Genomic DNA, 21,599 nt, shown 5'->3' with positions numbered 1-21,599 from the left:
AGGATACTTCACAACTGCAACAGGGCGGAATGGCAAATACATTGTAAGATACGAGATGCAGCCCAGCGATATCCAGTGACTATAAAATGATAGGGATTAAATTCCGGTTGAAATTTCGTATTCACGTACACCTTCTGGTCCACTACGGGTAAAATTTCTGCAAAAGTGCATCATTCCTGGGGGAAAACTCAAAAACCAGACATAGACTGTCCAAATTCCCGTATTATTGCAGTATCATTTCTCGATAGAGCCAAAATCTAAAAATATTGCTGCACTTTTGCATCATTTGAAGGTTAAAAACAGCTTTGTGCAGCTTTAGCAAGGGGTTATATCGAGAATGCTTTGAGCAGCTATGCAGCCTCATAATTCCAGGCAAGCTTGAATCAGACAGCCGTAACGTCAGCCGGACTCAGCTATCTTTGGAATTAAATATAGTTTTTTGGTGAAAAACAAAACATTTTTGGGGTCTATCTTCGCTGTATTTTTGCTAAAATAAAAATAGTCAGCCTATTTTTCTAGGACGCTACCAAGGAGGAATTCCAATGAGCAAACCAGTAAAGCAAAACGAGCCTTTAGTTACTCATATTTATACCGCAGACCCTTCTGCCCACGTATTTGAGGGCAAGCTGTACATCTACCCTTCGCATGACCTTGATCATGAAATGGAATCCAATGACAACGGCGACCAATACGACATGGAGGATTACCACGTCCTATCCATGGAAGATACTGATTCCCCTTGCGTCGACCATGGCGAGGTTCTGCATCTTCGCGACATTCCATGGGCCAAGCAGCAGCTGTGGGCTCCCGATGCCGCCTACAAGAACAATACATATTACTTGTTCTTCCCAGCCCGGGATCATGACGGTATTTTCAGACTCGGCGTAGCAACCAGTTCTTCTCCAGCCGGGCCGTTTACGCCGCAGCCGGACTATATCCCGGGAAGCTTCAGCATCGATCCTGCCGTTCTGGTCGATGAGGACGACAAAGCATATATTTATTTCGGCGGCCTGTGGGGCGGACAGCTGGAGAAATGGCAAACCGGCACCTTCAAGCCTGACGCAGAGGGGCCTGCTGCAGACGCGCCTGCACTTGGACCAAGGGTGGCCGAGCTCAGCGAGGATATGCTGACCTTCAAAGACACACCTGTAGAAATATCCATCGTGGACGAGGACGGAAATCCGCTGCTTGCCGGGGATGAGGATCGCAGATTTTTCGAAGGACCATGGGTTCATAAACATAACGGGTACTACTATCTGTCCTATTCAACCGGTTCTACACACAAAATCGTCTATGCGATGAGCAAAAATCCAATGGGTCCTTACGTTTACAAAGGGACGATTCTAACGCCTGTTCTCGGCTGGACCACCCACCATTCTATCGTGCAATTCAAGGACAAATGGTATTTGTTCTACCACGACAGCTCCTTGTCCGGAGGAGCCGACAACAAGCGCAGCGTGAAGTTCACGGAACTGAAATACAACGATGACGGGACGATCCAGACGATCGATCCATATAAATAAGACAATGTGACGGGATCGAGCGGCCAAGCTGTCATTGGCGAGCACGGTCCCGCATTTTGTTATTGTTAAATTTTGCTGGGTGGGGTATCATTTAGCCGTCCCGAGTCGCGTTCTTGGCGGCGGGGTTACATCACAATTTTATGGGGTTACATGACAATGCTGAACAAGAAAGCGCTCTATCTTCTCTCGGTCGTTTCACTAGCCTTTATCATTTATGTCGTCTATTATAACTTTGTCTACGACCCGCAAGCGGCGGGCTTTCTAAGCCACAAAACAAATCTTAAACGGCCTCTCCAAATACCCGTTTGGCTTAATGTCATGTATTTTCATGTCATTTTTGCCTGTCTAGCCATGGGATCGGGCATCATCAATTTTTCTAGCAGCTTATTCGAGCGCTCCCGCAAATTTCATAGGATCAACGGTTACGTCTATTTCGTATCCATGTTTCTCGTCTCCTTGACGTCCGGCTATATGGCTCCATACGCCACAGGCGGGAAGCTGACCAGCATTCCCTTCAATCTGCTGAATATGATCTGGCCCGGCATGACGGTGATCGCGCTGTATCATATCAAGAAACGGGACATGATTCGCCATCGTAACTGGATGTTCCGAAGCTACGCCTTCTGTTTTACGAATCTGTTCATTCATCTGATTTCCTTACTGTGCCATCATGCATTTGGCCTTGCTTATAAGACCAGCTACATCCTTGGGGTGTACGGCTCAATCACGCTGCTGCTTATTTTGCCATCGCTGGTGTTAGCACGCAAGAAGAGGTTATTTATCTAACTCGGAAATAGCATTGTATGTACGTTCATATATGGTCAATTTTTAAACAACGGATGACCAGGCAAGAAAAAATGCCCAAGCCGGTTAGGCTTGGGCATTGACTATGAAGATGAACACAGCGCATTAATTAGATAACAAACGCACGGGAAACAATAACCAACAGAATGAAGAGCACAAGGATTACGCCTGTGCTAGTAAACAGGCCGTGACAGCTGCCGATTCCACCCAGTTCTCCCATAGTTCATCCTCCCTTCCAGGTTTCTTCTAAATTTTATGATGAAGTACCGTTCAGGGATTGGACTGGTATCTAAGATAAAAAAACTTGATAATTTGCCTAAAAGAAGGGCTTCCGTTACAAACACTACGGGAATGGATGGGGAAAAGGGTTGAGATCTTCGGGAGTAAGCCTGCGGCTTGCGTATCCTAGCTTCATCGGAACATCCAGAACCCGGTCCAGACCATTCAGCCGGGTAAAATGATGGCCGAAGGTCATCGGCAGCATTCCTGGAATCAGCACTTTCACACAGTGCAGTCCATGACGGAGCGTCTCCTTCGACGATTGATCAACAACAATAACATCCAATTGTAAATCATGGAACACTTGAAGGACAGATTTTAAGTCCTCCGTTAAATCCTCGTTAGCCGGGAAGGGACGGAATTCTTCAGCAAAGGTCCGGAGGGGGCGCTGCCCACCCAGCAGAAACCGCAGCCTTTCCTCCGCTTGCGGCAAGCTGTACAGCAGAGAATGATCTTCCATGTGCTCGACAAGGAACGAATCATCCAGCATCGCCTCTGCCTCCTCCTCGCGCGCTCGCCGCCTCTTCTCAGCAAACGGAAGCAGGCTAGCGAGCTCGTGGACAGCGCTCTTGGCTGCCCTGACCGGGTCTAGATGTGCACCCGCCGCACATAGCAGATTTACACCCTGCTCGCTGCTTCCTTTAGCCAGGGCCCATATGCTCGGGATTCCGTTTTCCATCGTCGTATTGTACAAATGTACTTCGTATCCCATAACTGCCTGTACGCGGCTGATCATCAGGGAGAGCTCGGGGTCACCCGACGAGCTATGCTGCAGTCGCGGCACCGGAAGCCTTGCATACCAAGTCATCAGGAAGGAGTCCCGCTCGACGACCTCAAGAATCCCGTACAAAATCGCTTCCTCCAGACTCCCCCCCACGGCGCATCCGTTTGAAGTTTCGTAAACGAATCCTCCTCCGTCGCTCATGCTGTAATAAGCAAGCAGCTTAGGAATCAGAATGGGACGCTGCTCCAGGAACGAGTAACCCCAAACCCATTCCATGGGAGATTCCGGGTCAAACCGTTTGAAGGAAAAATCCGCCTGCTCATATTGCTCCTCGGCATGGAAGCCCACCCTGGCAGGGTCGATAGCGACATCCTGCAAACGAGCATAGCTGTCGAACACGACCGTTCGTTTACCCCGGGGTTCGATGCCGCAATACCGTTCCAGCCCCTCTAGCAGGGCTGCAAGCTCACTGCTCTTATAGGATTCAGAACGCCCCCCCGTCACTTCATCATAGTAGCCAACCGGCAGGTTAAAGGCAACGCTGGCAAATGGAGACGCCATATCCCAGTACTTGTCATTAAAAAAACCGGTACGGCGATCCCAATAATCTTTGGTCAAAATGTCCTGTAGATCATCCATCGATCGGCAGCGGTAACTCTGCCCTAGCTTGCGGCAGGGCTTCAGCAGTATTTCGGCCGATTCCGGCGTGTCATCCGGCATATGGCTGCAGGCCGGACATGCTCCGCGAGGGAGAATATAATGAATGGTGCACTCCAGCGTGCCGAGATGAACAAGATAGACATGCTCCTCGCAATTTGTCCTGTCGCCCCGTATCATCTTTACTACTTCCCTCGCAACGATATGTGCCATGTAAGTCAATCCTGCCGCTAGCGGCCTGCCCTGGAAGGAAGGAATATAATCGGGATCGACCAGCTTCATGAGCATTTCCTCTACTTCTTCCCGATGGCTTCCTGCCAAAGACAGCCTTGTCTCAGCACATTGAAAGCAGCCGGTTCCCCCTGGACGAACCAGCGGGCCAATTACGCCTTCTCCCAAAGATATATAAGCACATAACCAAGGGATTCCCAGCGGCTGTAGAATTCTCTCTGCTTGGCGTGATAGAGAGGAATCCTCCTGCTCCTCTTCCTGCAGCACCAAAACGAGCTTTGCTTCCGGTACGCCTTCGCTAAAATCCGGCCTCCGAATGATCGAATAACCGGACAAATACTGACACACCGTGTCCGCAAGCCTTCCCTCCCCAACGATGAACACGGAACTCACAGGATCTCCTCCTCTTCTTTGAGGATAACTCCATATAATACAAAGGGTCCTTCTCCAAGGAATGACTCGCTTCGCAAATCGAATACCTTTAAAGCAGCAGAGGACTGCTTCAAATTTTGAACCGCCTCCTGTGTCAACGACGAATAATCCATAGATTCGCCGTTAGTAATCATGGCCACCCCGTTACCTTGATCCTCCTCAATCACAGGCGCTATCTCCGCAGACTCCGCCTTTTCCAGTGCTTTCTGGAGGGAACTGCGAAGTGCCAGCGTAAAGCTGAGGTCTGCGCTAACGTACCATGAAGTGCCCGAGCAAACCCAAACTACAGAAAAGCCAAGCAGCGGCTGGCCCGCAGCAATCAGCACTTCTCCTCCCGTAATATTTAGAGCTTCCAAGTAATAACGGCAGCGGACATCTTCCGCTTCCGTCCATGCTATGCGCCTTACGTGTTGTCTCCGAGATTGCAGCCGTTCGGCCAGCTTCTGCTCCAGGCACAGCCTGAGGGCACGCCCTACCGCTTCCGCAGCCGTGCTCCCCGCTCCGACGAACACGCTCTCCTGCAAATGCTGGGGCAAGCCAGCGAGCTGCAGCGGCAGCAGCCGGACAGCGTGAGCTTCCAAGCCCGCCAGGGCCGACTCTCGCCGCGCTTCATCATGCGTCAGCCCGCTGCGGACGATCGCAGGGAGAAGCTCTGCGGGACCTTCCGTTAACGGGTCGACAGGTTGAACGAGACACTGCGCCAGCGGGATTTGAATCAAGTCGCCTTCCCCCCAGGCATGGAATATGCCTGCCACCTCTGAAGTCAAATTATTAAAATAAACGAACCACTCGTCTGAGGACACAGGCTCCGCGCTGATTTCAAGAATTCGGTCAAGCTCCGGAGTTTGGATCTGCCGTGCGAATTCATACCCGGTTACAAGAGGATGTGGAACAATCACATGCCAGCTTCCGGTTAACGTCTCCGGCTCCAGAATAAAGCATTGATTCCTGCAATCGAGCTCCTCATCTTCTCTTCTTGCTTTTTGCCATTGATGCACGACAACATTCGTTAACACGGCGGCAGCCGTGGATGAGAGTCGCTCCTGCTCCCGGCTCTTGGGAACAGCCGTGGCATGGATACGCCGCCAAGCTGATTCCCAGCTTCCGCTTCCGCCAGGTTCAGCCAGAGGTCCTATCCATCCCAATCCATGAGCGGCAACGACGGGAAGCATCGGTCTCCTTTCTGCTATACAAGCCTCCTGAAGCTGCCGAAGCTCCCCCCAATCATCTGTCTCTGCAGCATAAATAATAAATTGAAACGGCCCTATGATCCTCCTCCAATCGGGTTCCTCGTTTTCTACGGCTGCAAGGATTTTTAGCGAAACCTCCAGGTTAACGCGACGCGCATTGTCCCGGAGTTGTGTCAATTTTGCCGTGTCTGTGGCCTCCATGTCGCTTATGAATACCGTGAGCTTAGATAAACCGGATTCGTACCATGATTCGGCAAATGCCAGGAGCATGGGACCGGACCCAACTGCGAGCGTACCTTCTTCCTGAAGAGGCATTCAGCAGAACCTCCTTCCCTAGCTTTTTTGAATTTGCAGCATTTTTAAAAAAATCGACATGATCGTTTTCCCGAACGACAAAATTACTTCAAGATATGTCGCCGCCTTTTTTTCTATGACTACGTCCTCAATCGTCGCGGCAAAAATTACGATATTAAACGAAAAAAGGCTAACCAGATCATGGTTAACCTTATGAATACAAAAATAACACCGGAAAAATTCGTACTATTTTGATATATTCAAATATTACGAATTAATTACATTTAATTAAATATTTGAGTTTTATTCGACTATTTCGATAATTGCAAAATGAAGCCGAATCAATTATTATGGATATCGTAGATCCATAACTAGATAATTATTAAAAAAGGAGGGGAATCAACATGCAGTTTTCCAAAAGCACCGATTACGCCCTGCATGCTTTAATTCATTTAGCTCACTCGGATCGTCAGAACCATGTGGGGATCAAGGAATTATCCGCCATGCTCGGTGTTTCAGAGAGCTATTTATCCAAAATCATGTCCAAGCTGCGGCAGGATGGCATTGTACGCGCCGTGCCGGGAGTGAATGGCGGTTACGAGCTCGCAAGACCGGCGGGAGAAATTACGTTTCTTGATGTCATCCATGTGATCGAAGGCCGGCAGCAGCTGTTTGAATGCTCGAATTTGAATTCGCAGCAGCACCGGTTGTTATCGGAAGAGAGCACTGTTCGACAGGATCATGATGAGCACAAACATGGGGAATGCTTGGTAAAAAAGGTGATGGATGGTGCGGAACAGCATCTCTATCAATACTTGCGGGAGCATACGATCCAGTCCGTGCTGAACGCGGCAAATAAGGACTGCAGCTATGCTAAAGACAAGAAGTGATACACTTCTTGCATTTCAATTGTGGATATTATAGATCTATGGAGGGTCGAAACACACATGCAAAGCCAATTATTCGATGTAGCGATTATCGGCGGAGGTCCGGCAGGTTTGAATGCTGCCCTCGTTCTAGGAAGAGCAAGAAAGAATGTAGTAGTGATCGATGAGGGCCGCCCTCGCAATGCAGTGACTCGTGAGTCCCATGGGTTTCTTACCCGCGACGGGATACAACCGGGCGAGTTCCGGCGAATTGCACGGGAAGAGATCAGCGCCTATCCTTCCGTATCTTTTATGGATGATACAGCGGTATCGATTGCGGGAACGGATGCTCAGTTTCAAATTACGACAGCGCAAGGGACTGTCTTTACAAGCAAAAAAATTCTATTTGCTGTCGGAATGAAAGATCGGCCGCTGGACATCCCAGGACTAGCCGAAGTCTATGGAAAAAGCGCCTTCGTCTGCCCGTACTGCGATGGCTGGGAATTGCGGGATCAGCCGCTTGTCATCATTAACAAAGGGGCGGAGCTCATGCACTTCGCGCCATTGATTTCCGGATGGACGAACCAATTTACCATCTGTACGAACGGCCCCGATGAACTGAGTGATGATCAGCGCGAGGAACTCCGGCGGCAACGCGTTCCCCTATTCGAATCGCCGATTCGATCCATTGACTCTATCGACGGGGCGGTTAGGCAGGTTGTTCTCGAAGACGGGACGGCCCTTCCATGTGCGGGGATCTTTTTCAAGCCGGAGCTGGTCACAGGTTCGGATCTGCCGCGAGCCATAGGCTGCCGCCTCACGGAAACAGGAATGATTGTCGTCGATGAGTTCGGAAAAACGAATATTCCGGGCATCTATAGTGTCGGAGACGCCGCATCTCGGCTTCATCAGGCCATTGCCGCCGCTTCTATGGGTGCATTTGCCGCTGCAGCCATGAACAATGAGCTGAATCTGGAGGCTTGGAAGCAACACGGATGAAGATTTGACGATGCGGAGTTCACGTCTTGCCGCCCGGCAAGGGCGTCCCCTATCGCAAACCGCTTAATAGGCTTTATCCTATTAAGCGGTCGCTAAAGGGATCCAGCCTGACAGAAGGGCTCCCTGGTCGGGATGGTTGCCTGCGGCAATCTCACCTCCGTGCTGCTTAATAATTCTCTGTGAGATAGATAACCCTAATCCGGCTCCTCCTGTTGATCGATTTCTGGAGGCTTCTCCCCGATATAGCGGTTCAAATACATGCCCCAATTCATCTGAAGCAAAACCTTGGCCTGTATCCTGAATCGTAAAAATTACTTTATGCTCATCCTTCTCGCATTGAACGAGAATCTTACCATCGGAAGGTGTATGTCTAACCGCATTATCCATAATATTGTTTAAGGCTCTCTCCAATAAATGCGCATCGCCTATAACGCGCAAATCATCTGAAGAACAGTTCATGATTACAGAGATGTCCTTTTGCTGGGCTAGCGGCCTTAGGTTATTAACCGCTTTTTGCAAAATAAACCCAAAGTCAAGCGTACTTCTGTTCAGCTCCGCTTCCAAATATTCAACCTTCGTAAATGTGAACAGGTCCTCGACCAGCCTGTCTAACTGCGCTGATTTTTCCTTGCAGGCCGCCAAGTATTTTGCCAATTTCTCCGGGGACTCTGCAATGCCTTGTTCTATGCCGTCTAAATAACCCCGCAAAGCAAACAACGGTGTCCTTAAATCATGTGCGACGGCAGCAATTACGAATCGGCGTTCCTCTTCCATTTCCAGTTGTTTCTGAAAAGATTGCTGCAGCCCCCCCACCATGACTTCGAAACCATTGCGTACTTCGGCAATTTCCGTAATTTTGGACGAGGGCAGCTGAACATCCCAATCTCCGGAGGCCAGTTGCCGGGCAGCTCTGCTCATTCTGTCGAGGGGCTTGAGAATGAGCCTCCGCATTGCGACAGCGACTATAATAACAGCCAGTAATAGCCCCGAAACAATCGCAATCATCGAAACCGCTTTTGAACTGGGCAGATAAATGACGGCACGGCCAATCACCTGGCCATCCCCGATCACGGAAAACTGTTCGGTCGACAGCCATGCCCTTTCACGTCCCGGCTTGGATCGGTAAATTTCCTGATCAGAGGCATCCAGAATAACTGCATCTAATTTCGCTTCCCGTAAAAGAGTTTGCAGCTCGTTTTGCCAGATAGGATCCGTCCAGTTGTCCGCATTAGTTTCGATCAGACGGGTTATCTCAGACACTCTTTTTTGTATCCTCTGTTTTTGAAGCTGATTGTCGCCCAAGCTTAAAGTATTTGTTTGCAAGAAATGTGCGGTTAGGAAAAAGATCCAGGGCACTAAAAGCATGACTAACAAGCCAAGCATTGTGAATGTACGAATGTGAACAGTCCTCATATCATCCTCCCTCGAACCGGTAGCCCACGCCCCACACATTAATCAAGTATTGAGGGTGATTCGGATCAGCCTCAATCTTCTCGCGAAGCCGGCTAAGATGAACGCGAATGGTGTGCCTATCGCCCACGCCGTCCCAGAATTTCTGAAGCAATTGATCATACGAAAAAACATGCCGGGGATGCTCGGCAAACAGTCTCAACAGCTCAAATTCCTTAGGGGTGAGCGAGATGCTCTGCCCCTCTACCGATACTTCCCGCGTGGATAGATTGATTGCAAGGCGTCCATAGTCCAGGATCGCTCGGCTTGCCTCCTGCTGAGGGCCGGTACGCCGCAATACGGCTTTCACCCTGGCAACAATCTCCCCAACGGAGGCCGTCTTGACAATGTAATCGTCGCCGCCCAGCGTCAATCCTCGAATCTTGTCTATATCATCACTGCGCGCGCTCAAGAACAGGATAGGAACGCTGCTTTCCGCGCGTATTCGCCTGCATAATTCAAAACCATCCAGTCCCGGCATCATGATGTCAACAATCATGCAGTCAATCGCACTCCGCCGGAACTCGGCAAACGCTTGTGCCGCATCGCAGGCGGTCTCTACTCGAAAGTTATCATGCTCCAAAAAATCCTTCAAAAGCTCGACAATGCTCTCATCGTCATCCACGACCAAAATCGTTTTTCTTTCATTCATTGAGTATTCCACCTTTAAGCTTGTGATCTATCCTATAGATGATAAAAATAGAATCGTTCTCATGGAATTCGAAATAAGTTTATCATTTTTTTGATTCAAAAAACCAAACCTTTCGTTTTGTGATGAATTGTTTATTGTTTTGTGACTTTTTCATAGCCGGGTTCGAGATATCTGCTTGGTATGATCCTGTTATGTTACGGCCGATACAAACTAAACTGATGTGGTAAAAGGAGAATGGTTTATGCTATCCGTTCAAATTGTTTTATTTGATGGTTTTGATCTTTTAGATGCGATAGCGCCTTACGAGGTGTTTTGTGCTGCCGAAATGTTTGCAGGCGGAGCACTTAACGTTGAATTCGTTACGGCCGAAGGGCCAAGACCCGTGCCTAGCGGCACAAACGGGTTAATCATTGAAGCTAGCGGACAGCTGAAGCCGGATAGGGCAGGGATCATTCTGGTCCCTGGCGCATCTGGAGATGTGGCCGGGGATGGATCTGATTCCGTGCCGGCTATTTTGGTCCGGGCAATGAATACGGCATTAAGCGGACTGATCCGGCAGGCGCTTCTGCAGCAAGATGTCGTAGTTGCTACCGTATGCGGCGGCTCCCTGCTGCTGGCCATGATAGGTTTATTGGAAGGCAGACGGGCTGTGACCCATCATTTGGGCATGGATCTTCTCGGATCGACCGGCGCTATTCCCATCCAGGCGCGCGTTGTCGATGACGGCAATCTGGTTACAGGCGGAGGCGTAACATCCGGGCTCGATGTGGCCCTGCATCTGGTAGAACGCGAGCTTGGACCGCGTATCGCTCATGCAGTAGAGGAGCTGTTTGAGTTCGAACGGAGAGGAACCGTTTGGCGAGAGAAAGGCATGGCGCCAAGGACGCAAAAGGAATTAAGCAGCAACGATCCGAACGCTTCGGACACGGTGACAACGCCAGGGGCACCTACAGAGACAGCGGCATTGGAGAATCGGCATAATACTACCGAGGCATCTGCTTTTGACGGAGATTGGGATACAACTATCGCAACGCCTGTCGGGAAAATGCAGGTCAGGCTTTCGATTTCAACCCGGAATGGGATCACTCAGGGGACAGCCACGCAGGGAGATGAAACGGTAGCGTTTATGAATCCCTTGCTTCAGGGCGACAAGCTTGCCTGGTCGCTCCAAATCTCCAAACCGATGAGATTGAATCTGCGATTTGAAGTGGCTGCCGAAGGAAATCTAATGACCGGGTTCGCCAAAGCTGGCGTACTGCCGGGATCTAAATTAACGGGAAAACGGGTTTCCTGAACCGATGGGGGATTTTAAGTTACATGAAGAAACGTAATACTCTTTTTATTATTTTGTCCGTGATCAGCATTATTGTCATCCTGTACGCCTTAGTAAAAAACTACTTGATTGATCCAGAAGCGACGCAATTTTTGAGCCACAAAACCGGATTGCGCCGCGAGTTAAAACTTCGGACATGGTTAAACGTAATGTATGTGCATGTTGCCTTTGCCTGTATCGCCACAGCTGCGGGGCTGATCAATTTTTCGAATCGGCTTTTGGCAAGAAACCGCAAAATCCACCGCATGAATGGCTACATTTATGTTGTGTCAGTATTTCTTGTGGTGCTGACTTCTGGATTTATGGCGCCCTACGCTACCGGCGGAAAAATCAGCAGCATGGGATTCAATGCGATGAATATGATATGGATGGCTTTCACCATCACCGCGCTTGTCCAAATCAAAAGGAAACGGATCGCCCAGCACCGGAGCTGGATGATGCGAAGCTACGCTTTTTGTTTTACGAATATGCTGATTCATCTTACGACCTCCCTTGTTCAACAGGGCTTCGGTTTCGATTACGCTGCCAGCTACTCCATTGGCGTCTATGCCTCTCTGGTGCTGCTGCTGATCCTTCCTAACTTTTTCATATATAGAAGCCAGCCAATCCCAACATCCATTAAAAAAGGCTAGCCAGAATGGCTAACCTTTTTCTTTCGTTGAAGAGTGGATAACACTACTCCCCCGACAATCAGGAGAGATCCTAATATCTCAACTCCCGTGATTGGCTTGTACAGCAGAACAAATCCCATCACCATAGCAACAAATGGCTCTAAATTAGATAAAATCGACGCTTTTGACGCATCCACATGCCGGATGTTTTGATTCCAAATCAGCGTGGCTATCCCATGCACAACCACGGCTGTCCCAATTAAAAAAGCCCAATCATGGATTTGGAGACTTATCCGAATGGGATGATCTAATGCAGATATGAAAGGCAGCCCAACTATAAAGCCGACGATATTTGAATAGAGAGTGATTGTCAGAGGATTGATTCTTTGAGAAAGTACTCTCGTCATAATAATCATTATGGCAAATGTCACCATGGTGAGCACGATCCATAACAGCCCTTGATCTACATGTATTGTTGAAAAGTTCCCTTTCGTCACTACAAAGAAAATGCCTAATATTGCAATGATGGATCCCAGCAGCATCCGAACCGTTAATTTCTCCTTTAAAAATACCGCTGCCAATACCCCTGCCAAAATAGGCGTCATTGCTAAAATTAATGCCGACGTTGTAGGGTCGGCAGTTTGAAGGCCCGCAAAAAAGGACCATTGATTAATAAACACGCCGATCACACCAAGAACAAACAGCAATATAAAATCTGTTTTATTGATACTCGCAAAAGCTTTTTTAAAAGCAGCTAGTCCAACTAAAAACATCACAATAAACAATAGTCTCAATTCGGTAAGCACCGTTGGCGAGAAATGTTGAATTAGCATCTTTCCAAACACAAAATTGCTCCCCCAAACGATGACACAAAAAATGAGCCATGAATAAGCCTTGACCATAATACCATCCGCTCCTAATCTAAGATCAACTACTCTATTCTATAGACAAAAGCTTCTCGTGTATACGTTTGCCAGAATCATCCACATGGGGGGTCCCATATTTATCCTACACACTTCCAAAAATTCGAATATATGAATGTTATTTGTCCGCTTCATCCACTTTATGATGTAGATAGCTATTTCCCATTATCACCTTCGTATAGATTTGACATAAGCGACTGACTTGAACAAATTACCATATTTTGTTATAGTAAATATTAATTAATCGGTGTAAAGCATATACCGCTTTGATGCTCATGTTCTCGAACATGGAGTGTTGGGGCGGTTTTTGTTTTATTGGGGATGGAAGTGAACTAAAATGAGCATGTTTGAAGATGTTTATGCGAAATGGCTGGATCAGCAAATGGCTGAGGAGATAAGTCCGCGAAGAAGAGAGCTGCTTCGAAAGGGACTAAGCTGGGGAACGGTCGATTTTTTGCGCAGGATTTGGTATCCCGCCATAGGCAACTTTGATTACTTATACCCTGAATATGAGATTAGGGACTATAATAACGGCTATCGTTATCTCGACCTCGCTTATTTACCGGGAAATGCCAAGGGCTGTATTGAAATTCAAGATTATCGGAGCCACGCCAGGGACATTGAAGTCAATCGATTTAAGGATTTGTGCATGAAGCAGTCTTTACTGGCTCTTGATGATTGGCTGTTCCTCCCGATCGCCTACTTATCTATCCGCGACGATCCGGGCGTCTGCAAGCAGCTTACCCTTTCCTTTATAGGAAAGTTTCTCTCAAGTTCGGTACCTTCCGGACTCCATTGGGCGGAGGCAGAAACCTTACGGTTTGCCCGTAGACTGCTGCGCCCTTTTACACCCGGTGAAATTTCTGCTCATCTACAGCTTTCGGAGCAACATTCGCGCAAAATCCTCCGTCAACTCGCTAGCAAACAATTGCTGTTGATCGCAAGCGGCAAACTACGGTACCGAACCTACCGGCTCCCCGAGACCGAGGTTTAGAGCGAGGCTTTGACCGAGACGGGACCTGGAGCGAGAAGGAACGATAACGTGACCAAGACTACGACTTAGGAGCGAAAATGTGACCGAGAACGTGATCAAAATTTTTCAAAATTTTTTTAACGAATCTCACAATCGCTATTTGTACAAAAACAACCTCGGGCAAAATGTAACGAAGCTGGGTAACGTTATTTCCTTCTTTTCTGCTCCAGACAGAACATAAACGGCAAATAGAGTGTCTGAGATTCGTTAGATTTAAAATCATAGCTAATATGTACAAATAACGTGGATGAGATTCGTTAGACTCGGGCTAACAGACGGATGTCTCCTAAGGCGTGGGTGGTGTACTCGCCCGCCTTCGTTCCCTATGCAAAGTCTGAACCCAGGGGTTCGACCGGCCCCATTTTCATAACAGAACAAAAAAAGGTTAGCCAATAGGGCTAACCTTTTATTCGTATGTTACCTAAGGGATCAATCCCCTGACCTCATCTCTTTTATCATGATTAATGACTTGTCTTTTCCTTTATCGCGGCTAGCACCTCTTCCCAATAAATCTTCATTTGTTCGCGTGTATTTGCATGATCCAAGTTCTCTTGATGAAAGCTAATCGTTGTTCTGTCTGGTTTATCGGATATCAGCCGGATTTGCAGTGTGGATGGTTTGTCCCACCCCGTCTTTCCCCACTTTAAGCGGATCTGTTTCAAAGGTTTAACCACCCTGAATTGCCCTGTAATTCCCTCATCGGATTTAAAGGTCTCCCCTTCTTTCAATGAAAGGGTCGGAGTAGTTCCAAGCCATAGCTTCAATCCTTCAGAGGAGGTAAGAAACGCCCATGACTGTTCCGGTGAAATCGGCAGCGTCCTCCGAACCCCAACTTGAAAGCCGGCAGATGCGGTTTGACCAACTATTTTGACGTTTTCGCTTTTCTTCATCTCTAACCTCTCCAGTTACAGTGTTTTGGCAAGACGGAAACCAAGATCATCGATACGAAAAGAGGGATGACTCCGCCGACGGCAAGTTGCTCCACATCCCGGTGCTTCTTCAGCCCAACTGCCACCGCGAAATACCTGGTAAGATCCGTATACCTCGATATCATACAGATCCCAGCACCATTCCCAGACATTGCCCAACATATCATAGAGTTTCCAATCGTTCGGCAATTTTTGTGCGACTCCGTGCAATCGTCCATCCGAATTGTCACGATACCAGGCAATCCCATCAAACCATGAGACATTGACCTTAGGTATTTCAGGCAATGCCTTCGGTTCCAATGTTCCTTGCATGATCGCAGCATATAGCGATTGTGTTACTGGCACGGGCGCGAGCAAAAATGACTCTACCGATGCCGTCCAAGTCTCCTTTATTCGATCATCCCTTAAAGCAACAACGCCCGCAGGAATAGTGTTCATGCGATAATCTGCAAACATATCACCATAGCCTGACATCTTCACCTGAAATGACCCGGTTTTATATTGCTTAGCTTTTCGATCGCTTGCTGCTCCGTAGAAACGAAGAAAATATCGTTTCCATTGTTGCATTCATATATAAAATCCTTCAGACTCTGACTCGAATACATCGAAAAGTCTCCTACAATCGCCATCTGCACTTGATAATTAATGAATTTTTGCAAAATTTCGCCCGCAAGACGCGTTTTAAGGTCAAAAAAACTCTCGCTGATTAGCGACTTTTCGATAACAATACGATCACAGTCCGTTTCATATCTTACGGTTGCCATAAAATCCAATGCGGATTGTACATCGTTGATAACTGGCGCGACGCCGTTTACTACGGCGATAGTTGTTCCACCCGCCTCGATTTTTACAATATTCATAGAATCCTCCTCCAGAAGTCTATAGGTAGTGCTATCAGGATCAGCATTTTCATCTGACCAGACTTGTTGGGCATAAATTCCATATTTGCTGATACACTACTAGACGCCAATCATTTTGTCAATCTGGACTTCATCGTTCCGAGCGCAACAGCCCGACTGAAGCGATGCCGATCCAGCAGAGGCTCATGAAGAAAAACAATCTTTCCGTCAGTCCAAAATAGAGCGGCGACCCGTGGGAGACAAAAATGGACACAATGGAGATAATGATTAGGATAAAGGAAATAGCCGTCAGGGCCGTAACCGGGACAATCCATTTTTGAACCGGCTTCCAGCGCCCGTCTTTTATGAAGGCATGGGCAATAAACAGGGCGGCCAACGTGATAGCCGATAAAAGCAAGGATGGCTGCTGCAAAATGGATCATACCACTCGTCGATGGTGGCTGATTCCAGCTTCCTTTGGGATCCGTCGGAAAAATAGCCGCAATCAATAAACCCGTGCCCCATATACCCGCACATAGTATGCCAACTCTCGCATATGCTCCTTGCTGTATACGCCAAAAACCCGCAGCAAGCGCCAACGATCCGAGTCCAAGACCGAGAAGACCCGCCCAGAGCAGCCACCCCAGTTGTCCGTATACATAATAACTCATGGCATCATAACGAATTGAAATTTCTGGTTGCCATCCGTGCAGCAGTAAAATGGAAATCGCAAAAATGAAGATACCCGAAAAACCTGCATAGCCGAGCAAATGTGTTTTTCTCATATTGTCTGACCTCCGTCATACATTTTTTGTTCTTCATCATTGTATAGAAACAATGTGTAGAACTTGTGGAGGACTTCCGTATATGCTGTGGATTTGTCCGATACGCAAATCAGGATGGTATAATGAAGCCAATAAACATACGAAAGGACACATTGTATGGAAACCACATTGCTGATCGTGGAAGACGAACATCAATTGCTGGCATCAATGACGCAGTATTTGGAACAGGAAGGCTATCATGTCCTTACCGCAATGGACGGACTTGAAGCAATTCGCCTCGCTCAGACGGCGAAACCGGCCATTGTCTTGCTCGACTGGATGCTGCCAGGCAAAAGCGGTATCGACGTATGCCGTGAATTGAGACAGAACTCCTCCTGCGGGATCATCATGGTTACAGCCAAAACGGAAGAAACCGATAAAATCATCGGACTGGAGCTCGGAGCCGACGATTATATCACGAAACCGTTCAGCTTACGCGAGCTGTTGCCGAAGTTAAAAATTGCAGCTCATCCACCAAGTGAATGACACGAAGCACCTCATCGTGAAGCGGAAGCAGTGTCTCTGGTTTAACATCCACGGCAGATTGCTGCACCAACTCCAATTTGGTCAGTACGATCGATAGCGGAGTCCGAAGCTCATGCGCTACATCCTCAACCAATCGTTTACGCCTGTTTTCAGAGTCGCGCAGCTGATGTGTCATTTTGTTAAAAGCCCTGCTTACCTGTCCGTATTCATCCGGCCCTTGAACGGGGATTGCCGTATCCAGTTGCCGATCGGCTACTTTATCCATTTCGGTAATCAATCTTCTCAAAGGGCGGGTCATTATGCCCGACAACCAATAGCCAATCAGCAGCGCAATTCCGGCTGTGAACAAGGTGACTGTGACTGCTTTCATTCCCATTCGACTCATGATATAGTCCCGAATTCCCTCTAATTGATCCGGTTCAATATCACTCGGCACATTTTCTGTAAAGTATTGTGCGAGCAGACTGCCCAGATATCCTTGCGTCGTCCCGACGTAAGCGGCGCCTACCAGCAACACCAACAAGGCCATCCCGTCGAATATTTTGGAACGAAGCGTCATGACGGATCACCAAACCGATAGCCGAACCCGTAGACGGTCTGGATGTATCTTGGATTGCTCGAGTCCGGTTCCAGTTTCTTTCTAAGCTTGCTGATGTGCGAATCCAGCGTCCTTTCGTAGTTCATCAGCTCTTCACCCATCGCTGCTCTCATCAGTTGCAATCTGCTGTAGACAACGCCTGGCCGGGTTGCTAACGTCAGTAGAAGTTGAAATTCCGTTGGTGTAAGTGTGACGGATTCCCCGTCACGGGGGGCTGGCGAGCTGCATTTACAGCGGAAAGTGACCGATCTGTCTGGACTGCTGGCTGACTTGGCGGAACTTGTCCGTCCTGAAGCCGAAGCTCGAGGCATTCGGTTAATCAATCCAAACCGCCCCGTCCCCATCGAAGCGGATATCGACGCTAAGCGGGTCAAACAAGTGATCCTGAACCTGTTGGCCAACGCGCTGCGGCATACTCCTTCGGGAGGTGATATTTCGATTCGTGTTTCTCTAGCGGAAGATCCGGCATTTGTTGTCGTGACCGTGCAGGATACGGGACGGGGGATTCCGGCAGACACGATGCCGTATTTGTTCGATCGCTTTTACAAGGTCGATAAGTCAGAGCGCAGCGGAGGATCAGGTCTTGGGCTGGCGATCGCACGGCAAATCGTTGTCGCGCACGGCGGAAGGATTGAGGTACGGAACCATATGCATGGAGGGGCAGAATTTGATGTTCATTTGCCTAGATGAATCAAGTTCACGATGGCCATTCGGACGAGGACATGATGAGATATCACTACCATCACTCCGTTCTATAAAACCCTTTAATGATCAGCCATACAGGAAAAATAATTTCAAATATCCCCCCAGGAATAAACAGAACGAACCCCGGCTCGAATCCTATTATCGTTAAGCAACTGCTCGCCATGAGCGCAATATAACCGGCAATCCCCAGCAAGGAAAGCGATTTTGGAATCAGCTTCTTGCGATACAACAAGCAGCAGAACATCACACTGCCAATACCGAGCATGAGCATCGCCAGTTCAAAGGTCATCTCTTGTCCTTTAATGATCAGATTTCCTAACTCGGTGTGAGAGGCATGGCTAATGCCGCCTCCGGCGATATAGGCTTCGCTTAGTGTGATTAGAACAAGCGGGCTAATCGTGCCCAAGACGAGCAGTACGGATTCGATGATCCTCGAGCTGAAGTATCCAAGAGCGGTAAATTCACTGTGATGCTTCAAGAGCGGGAATAACAGCACGGAAATACCTACTACTGCAGCAGAATTGACGAGCTCTAGAAATAGGCCAGTTACTACTTGCATGCGATTCGGAAAAATATGCGCAAGATAATCCGTTTGAGCTAGATTAGATTCGATAAGCGCACTGCCGATCATGAAGACTGCTGTTGCCAGCAGAAATAATGTACCGATTATTTTTTCATTAGTTCTAGTTATCATGATGCTAATCTCCTTCTCTACTATGGATTTGCTCTAAGCATATCCGGAGTGGAGATGGATGAATAGACACTTAAGTGTTGAGTTGATCATGAGTTGATCATGATTCAATCCAGCCCAGCTTGCGTGCGATAGCAACCGCCTCTGTACGTCTTCCTACCTGAAGCTTAGCAAATATACGTCGGTTATGCCCTTTCACTGTATCCACAGCTAGAAAAAGCTTTTTCCCAATCTCTTGATTCGAGTACCCATGAGCGATTAATTGTAAAACCTCCAACTCACGCTGTGTCAGAGGCTCTACATGCGCAGTTGATACTACCTGAAACTGCTTCCCCATCGCTTGCACTTCTTCAATTTCAGGCAATCGATTCAAGAGTCGAAGGTCACGAGCATACTTCTTTGCATCAGCAAGCATTGCAGACGCCTCTTTCCAATGATGCTGAGATAGCTTAATGCGGGCAATCATGATATTACATGACAAAATGGTATCTTTGCTATCAACTAGCTTCGCTAATTGTACACTCTTCTGCACATGCTGCATTGAATTCTCAAGATCATTCCACATATAGCATATACGAGCCAAGCCCAAATACGCTTCACATATAGCAGGCAAAGGTAAATCACCGTTTGACAACACCGCTCTCCGATAAAACTCCTCTGCTTCGTATAACCGATTTTCTTTTTCCTTAAGACTGCCTAGCCCAACATTCGCCATGACTTCAATGATATTCGCGCCCATCTTCCGACTAAGCGTCAAAACCTCGATGTAAGCCTTGTGTGCCTTTGAACGATTGTCGCGGAGCTGATACGCCACCCCCAGCATCCATAGAGCAGTAATGCGTACAGGGAGAAGCTCAGGATCAAGATACTTAAGTGCAAGGCTGCACTGCGCAATCACGATGTCTGCTTGATGTGAGTCCAGTTCACTCCGCGCATGCGCTGGAGCAATCTGGCCAACTAGTTCATTCGTTTTATCCATTGTATTCGTCGTTTGCAGTGCGTCTTCTATGGCTTGCAGCCTCAATTCAGCGGATTCTGATGGACCAGAAACTGTAAATGCAGCTACTGCGGCACGTGTAGTGGCGATCATACCGAGCAGGTTATTCGGTGTGGCTTCCCATGCGGTCTCCGGTAGAGCAGCCTCTGCAGCCAGCAGCTTGGATTCAACATCCGTTGGTCTGCCAGACATCAACAATGCCGAAGCATACATCACCCATAACGAGGGTCGTTCATCCAATTCGGATCTCGGCAGGGACTCCAACCAGTTCAACACAGGAGCAACTTCGCCTTGAAGATGCAGAGGGATGTCGTTGCCTTCGACCTGCCGGGAGGCGATCTCAATATCATTAGCAGCAACGGCATGACGAAAAGCCTCTAAACTTAAGCCTTGTTTCTCATACCACACGCTTGCACGATGATGTAATACAGTCATGTCCTCTATCTCGCCAATATGGATGATCCGTTGCTGTAATTGATGTCGCAGAAATTCTGCAAATAGATGGTGATAGCGATACCAGCGTTGTTCATGGTCCAAGGAGACGATAAATAGATTGGCGCGCTCGAGAGTTTGAAGAACTTGATCTCCAGGAATGGAGGGATCGTCAAGCAGCACGGCATTGCAAAGTGAGCCGCATAGCCGATCAAGGATCGAAGTATAGCATAAGAATTTCTGTACAGAATCTGGAAGTTTAAGTAAAACTTCATGAACTAGATAATCAAACAATACGCGTTGATTGATTGAGAAAAGTGAGGGGAAAAGTTCAGCTGCTTGTTGTCCTTGCATGGATAAGGCAGCTATCTGAAGACCGGCAATCCATCCTTCTGTACGTTCTGCAAGCATGAATGCTGCTTCCAGTGACAGCCCTAAATTCATCGTTTGGTTCAAAAATAATGCCGACTCCTCATCACTGAATCGCAAGTCCTTGACGCCCACTTCGGTGATTTCATCCCTTACCCGTAATTCAGTCAAATACAATTCCGGCTCTTCGCGCGCCAGAATAACCATATGTAAATTCGGGGGCATATGCTCGAGCAGCATGGAAACTGCGTCATGCACAGACTTGGAGTGGATCACATGATAATCGTCGAGTACAAATATAATGGGTTCAGCTAGCCTCGTAAGATCATTGATCAGAACAGATATTATAGAAGAGATTGAAGGTGACTGTGGAGATTGGAGCAGGTCAGAAACATTCAATTCCTGATGCGCTGCAATTGTTCGCAATGCTGCGATAAAATAAGCTAGGAAGCGACTTATGTCATTATCCCCTTCATCCAGCGACAGCCATGCCACAGGACGATCACTACTGGAGAGCCATTCACTTACTAGTGTAGTTTTCCCATAACCGGCAGAACCTAAGATCAAAGATAACTTCCGATGCATACCTTGGTCGAGCCGCTCCTTCAACCGCTGACGTACTACTGCGCCAGGTCGAGGTTTCGGGATATAGAGCTTCGTTGTAATTAGGGGTGGTACCATCATGCTCACCTATTCCTGGGAGATAACTAGAATACTTCAACGTCTGAG

Annotated in this window: 21 protein-coding genes and 2 pseudogenes; 9 read left to right on the top strand and 14 right to left on the bottom strand. The window is 48.0% G+C overall.

The window, feature by feature from the left end; genetic code table 11:
• Positions 1–542 precede the first annotated feature (542 nt).
• Together MKX50_RS08830 and MKX50_RS08825 are read left to right on the top strand one after the other, a co-directional pair.
• On the top strand, positions 543–1,523 hold the full coding sequence (locus tag MKX50_RS08830; RefSeq protein WP_213588930.1) for a glycoside hydrolase family 43 protein: 981 nt from the start codon (positions 543–545) through the stop codon (positions 1,521–1,523).
• A 156-nt stretch (positions 1,524–1,679) separates the two neighbouring features.
• On the top strand, positions 1,680–2,309 hold the full coding sequence (locus tag MKX50_RS08825; protein WP_339159200.1) for a DUF2306 domain-containing protein: 630 nt from the start codon (positions 1,680–1,682) through the stop codon (positions 2,307–2,309).
• Positions 2,310–2,436: 127 nt separating this feature from the next.
• On the opposite strand, the gene MKX50_RS08820 is transcribed toward MKX50_RS08825, so the two are convergent.
• The 3 genes from MKX50_RS08820 to MKX50_RS08810 all read right to left on the bottom strand — a co-directional run bounded on the left by MKX50_RS08820 (position 2,437) and on the right by MKX50_RS08810 (position 6,155).
• Positions 2,437–2,547, bottom strand: coding sequence for a YjcZ family sporulation protein (locus MKX50_RS08820; protein ID WP_213588932.1), 111 nt, complete (start codon positions 2,545–2,547; stop codon positions 2,437–2,439).
• A gap of 123 nt (positions 2,548–2,670) precedes the next feature.
• Positions 2,671–4,611, bottom strand: a complete 1,941-nt coding sequence (locus MKX50_RS08815) for a TOMM precursor leader peptide-binding protein (protein ID WP_339159198.1) — start codon at positions 4,609–4,611, stop codon at positions 2,671–2,673.
• A complete protein-coding gene (locus tag MKX50_RS08810; RefSeq protein ID WP_339159195.1) occupies positions 4,608–6,155 on the bottom strand; it encodes a hypothetical protein in 1,548 nt (515 codons plus the stop codon). Before MKX50_RS08810 ends, MKX50_RS08815 begins: the two co-directional genes overlap by 4 nt.
• A 383-nt stretch (positions 6,156–6,538) precedes the next feature.
• On the opposite strand from MKX50_RS08810, the gene MKX50_RS08805 reads away from it, so the two are divergent.
• Together MKX50_RS08805 and MKX50_RS08800 are read left to right on the top strand one after the other, a co-directional pair.
• The gene (locus MKX50_RS08805; protein ID WP_213588935.1) at positions 6,539–7,024 is read left to right on the top strand and encodes an Rrf2 family transcriptional regulator; all 486 of its coding nucleotides are present in this window, start codon (positions 6,539–6,541) and stop codon (positions 7,022–7,024) included.
• Positions 7,025–7,081: 57 nt separating this feature from the next.
• Positions 7,082–7,999 (top strand): NAD(P)/FAD-dependent oxidoreductase, encoded by a 918-nt coding sequence (locus MKX50_RS08800; protein WP_339159193.1) that lies wholly within the window; start codon positions 7,082–7,084, stop codon positions 7,997–7,999.
• Between the two features lie 81 nt (positions 8,000–8,080).
• On the opposite strand, the gene MKX50_RS08795 is transcribed toward MKX50_RS08800, so the two are convergent.
• Both MKX50_RS08795 and MKX50_RS08790 read right to left on the bottom strand, forming a co-directional pair.
• Positions 8,081–9,412 carry a HAMP domain-containing sensor histidine kinase gene (locus tag MKX50_RS08795; protein ID WP_339159192.1) on the bottom strand — a complete coding sequence of 444 codons (1,332 nt, stop codon included), beginning with the start codon at positions 9,410–9,412 and terminating at the stop codon, positions 8,081–8,083.
• 1 nt (position 9,413) lies between these two features.
• Positions 9,414–10,100, bottom strand: a complete 687-nt coding sequence (locus tag MKX50_RS08790) for a response regulator transcription factor (RefSeq protein ID WP_339159191.1) — start codon at positions 10,098–10,100, stop codon at positions 9,414–9,416.
• A 241-nt stretch (positions 10,101–10,341) separates the two neighbouring features.
• Here MKX50_RS08790 and MKX50_RS08785 point away from each other — a divergent pair, with 241 nt between their 5' ends.
• Both MKX50_RS08785 and MKX50_RS08780 read left to right on the top strand, forming a co-directional pair.
• Positions 10,342–11,394: a DJ-1/PfpI family protein gene (locus MKX50_RS08785; RefSeq protein WP_213588939.1), complete on the top strand. Its 1,053-nt coding sequence runs from the start codon at positions 10,342–10,344 to the stop codon at positions 11,392–11,394.
• Between the two features lie 23 nt (positions 11,395–11,417).
• Positions 11,418–12,065 carry a DUF2306 domain-containing protein gene (locus MKX50_RS08780; RefSeq protein WP_339159189.1) on the top strand — a complete coding sequence of 216 codons (648 nt, stop codon included), beginning with the start codon at positions 11,418–11,420 and terminating at the stop codon, positions 12,063–12,065.
• Here MKX50_RS08780 and MKX50_RS08775 read toward each other — a convergent pair.
• Positions 12,062–12,946, bottom strand: a complete 885-nt coding sequence (locus tag MKX50_RS08775) for a DMT family transporter (protein WP_213588941.1) — start codon at positions 12,944–12,946, stop codon at positions 12,062–12,064. The genes MKX50_RS08780 and MKX50_RS08775 overlap by 4 nt on opposite strands.
• Before the next feature lie 358 nt (positions 12,947–13,304).
• Between MKX50_RS08775 and MKX50_RS08770 the strand changes: the two genes are divergently transcribed.
• Entirely contained in the window at positions 13,305–13,961 is a 657-nt protein-coding gene (locus tag MKX50_RS08770; RefSeq protein WP_339159187.1) for a transcriptional regulator, read from the top strand.
• A 500-nt stretch (positions 13,962–14,461) separates the two neighbouring features.
• Here MKX50_RS08770 and MKX50_RS08765 read toward each other — a convergent pair whose 3' ends face one another.
• From MKX50_RS08765 to MKX50_RS08750, 4 genes are all read right to left on the bottom strand, one after another.
• Complete coding sequence (locus MKX50_RS08765; RefSeq protein ID WP_155609194.1) at positions 14,462–14,890, bottom strand: SRPBCC domain-containing protein; 429 nt, start codon at positions 14,888–14,890, stop codon at positions 14,462–14,464.
• Between the two features lie 15 nt (positions 14,891–14,905).
• On the bottom strand, positions 14,906–15,385 hold the full coding sequence (locus MKX50_RS08760) for an SUMF1/EgtB/PvdO family nonheme iron enzyme (protein ID WP_339160054.1): 480 nt from the start codon (positions 15,383–15,385) through the stop codon (positions 14,906–14,908).
• A 20-nt stretch (positions 15,386–15,405) separates the two neighbouring features.
• A complete protein-coding gene (locus MKX50_RS08755; RefSeq protein ID WP_155609195.1) occupies positions 15,406–15,789 on the bottom strand; it encodes a DUF4180 domain-containing protein in 384 nt (127 codons plus the stop codon).
• A 110-nt stretch (positions 15,790–15,899) separates the two neighbouring features.
• Positions 15,900–16,553: a DUF998 domain-containing protein gene (locus MKX50_RS08750; protein WP_339159186.1), complete on the bottom strand. Its 654-nt coding sequence runs from the start codon at positions 16,551–16,553 to the stop codon at positions 15,900–15,902.
• A gap of 156 nt (positions 16,554–16,709) precedes the next feature.
• On the opposite strand from MKX50_RS08750, the pseudogene MKX50_RS08745 reads away from it, so the two are divergent.
• A pseudogene (locus tag MKX50_RS08745) lies at positions 16,710–17,051 on the top strand (response regulator); the annotation flags it as partial.
• On the opposite strand, the gene MKX50_RS08740 reads toward MKX50_RS08745, so the two are convergent.
• Together MKX50_RS08740 and MKX50_RS08735 are read right to left on the bottom strand one after the other, a co-directional pair.
• Entirely contained in the window at positions 17,020–17,448 is a 429-nt protein-coding gene (locus MKX50_RS08740; protein WP_269058940.1) for a HAMP domain-containing protein, read from the bottom strand. The pseudogene MKX50_RS08745 and the gene MKX50_RS08740 sit on opposite strands and share 32 nt — an antisense overlap.
• Before the next feature lie 185 nt (positions 17,449–17,633).
• Positions 17,634–17,885, bottom strand: a pseudogene (locus MKX50_RS08735) (winged helix-turn-helix domain-containing protein); the annotation flags it as partial.
• Here MKX50_RS08735 and MKX50_RS08730 point away from each other — a divergent pair.
• Positions 17,866–18,366, top strand: a complete 501-nt coding sequence (locus MKX50_RS08730) for a sensor histidine kinase (RefSeq protein ID WP_339159185.1) — start codon at positions 17,866–17,868, stop codon at positions 18,364–18,366. The pseudogene MKX50_RS08735 and the gene MKX50_RS08730 sit on opposite strands and share 20 nt — an antisense overlap.
• A gap of 52 nt (positions 18,367–18,418) precedes the next feature.
• On the opposite strand, the gene MKX50_RS08725 is transcribed toward MKX50_RS08730, so the two are convergent.
• A complete protein-coding gene (locus MKX50_RS08725) occupies positions 18,419–19,075 on the bottom strand; it encodes a DUF4386 domain-containing protein (protein WP_339159184.1) in 657 nt (218 codons plus the stop codon).
• Between the two features lie 97 nt (positions 19,076–19,172).
• Positions 19,173–21,455, bottom strand: coding sequence for a LuxR C-terminal-related transcriptional regulator (locus MKX50_RS08720; protein WP_339159182.1), 2,283 nt, complete (start codon positions 21,453–21,455; stop codon positions 19,173–19,175).
• Between the last annotated feature and the right edge of the window lie 144 nt (positions 21,456–21,599).

It is taken from the genome of Paenibacillus sp. FSL W8-0186 (genome assembly GCF_037969765.1).
GTDB lineage: Bacteria > Bacillota > Bacilli > Paenibacillales > Paenibacillaceae > Fontibacillus > Fontibacillus woosongensis.
This window is presented reverse-complemented; position numbering and strand designations above follow the sequence as displayed.

Excerpts from the sequence above, each read along its gene's own strand:
- MKX50_RS08765 (WP_155609194.1), bottom strand. The coding sequence starts at position 14,890 with ATGAAGAAAAGCGAAAACGTCAAAATAGTTGGTCAAACCGCATCTGCC.
- MKX50_RS08800 (WP_339159193.1), top strand. The coding sequence starts at position 7,082 with ATGCAAAGCCAATTATTCGATGTAGCGATTATCGGCGGAGGTCCGGCA.
- MKX50_RS08830 (WP_213588930.1), top strand. The coding sequence starts at position 543 with ATGAGCAAACCAGTAAAGCAAAACGAGCCTTTAGTTACTCATATTTAT.
- MKX50_RS08805 (WP_213588935.1), top strand. The coding sequence starts at position 6,539 with ATGCAGTTTTCCAAAAGCACCGATTACGCCCTGCATGCTTTAATTCAT.
- MKX50_RS08750 (WP_339159186.1), bottom strand. The coding sequence starts at position 16,553 with ATGAGAAAAACACATTTGCTCGGCTATGCAGGTTTTTCGGGTATCTTC.
- MKX50_RS08760 (WP_339160054.1), bottom strand. The coding sequence starts at position 15,385 with ATGTTTGCAGATTATCGCATGAACACTATTCCTGCGGGCGTTGTTGCT.
- MKX50_RS08825 (WP_339159200.1), top strand. The coding sequence starts at position 1,680 with ATGCTGAACAAGAAAGCGCTCTATCTTCTCTCGGTCGTTTCACTAGCC.
- MKX50_RS08740 (WP_269058940.1), bottom strand. The coding sequence starts at position 17,448 with ATGAAAGCAGTCACAGTCACCTTGTTCACAGCCGGAATTGCGCTGCTG.
- MKX50_RS08775 (WP_213588941.1), bottom strand. The coding sequence starts at position 12,946 with ATGGTCAAGGCTTATTCATGGCTCATTTTTTGTGTCATCGTTTGGGGG.
- MKX50_RS08820 (WP_213588932.1), bottom strand. The coding sequence starts at position 2,547 with ATGGGAGAACTGGGTGGAATCGGCAGCTGTCACGGCCTGTTTACTAGC.
- MKX50_RS08770 (WP_339159187.1), top strand. The coding sequence starts at position 13,305 with ATGAGCATGTTTGAAGATGTTTATGCGAAATGGCTGGATCAGCAAATG.
- MKX50_RS08795 (WP_339159192.1), bottom strand. The coding sequence starts at position 9,412 with ATGAGGACTGTTCACATTCGTACATTCACAATGCTTGGCTTGTTAGTC.
- MKX50_RS08720 (WP_339159182.1), bottom strand. The coding sequence starts at position 21,455 with ATGCATCGGAAGTTATCTTTGATCTTAGGTTCTGCCGGTTATGGGAAA.
- MKX50_RS08790 (WP_339159191.1), bottom strand. The coding sequence starts at position 10,100 with ATGAATGAAAGAAAAACGATTTTGGTCGTGGATGACGATGAGAGCATT.
- MKX50_RS08780 (WP_339159189.1), top strand. The coding sequence starts at position 11,418 with ATGAAGAAACGTAATACTCTTTTTATTATTTTGTCCGTGATCAGCATT.
- MKX50_RS08810 (WP_339159195.1), bottom strand. The coding sequence starts at position 6,155 with ATGCCTCTTCAGGAAGAAGGTACGCTCGCAGTTGGGTCCGGTCCCATG.
- MKX50_RS08755 (WP_155609195.1), bottom strand. The coding sequence starts at position 15,789 with ATGAATATTGTAAAAATCGAGGCGGGTGGAACAACTATCGCCGTAGTA.
- MKX50_RS08785 (WP_213588939.1), top strand. The coding sequence starts at position 10,342 with ATGCTATCCGTTCAAATTGTTTTATTTGATGGTTTTGATCTTTTAGAT.
- MKX50_RS08725 (WP_339159184.1), bottom strand. The coding sequence starts at position 19,075 with ATGATAACTAGAACTAATGAAAAAATAATCGGTACATTATTTCTGCTG.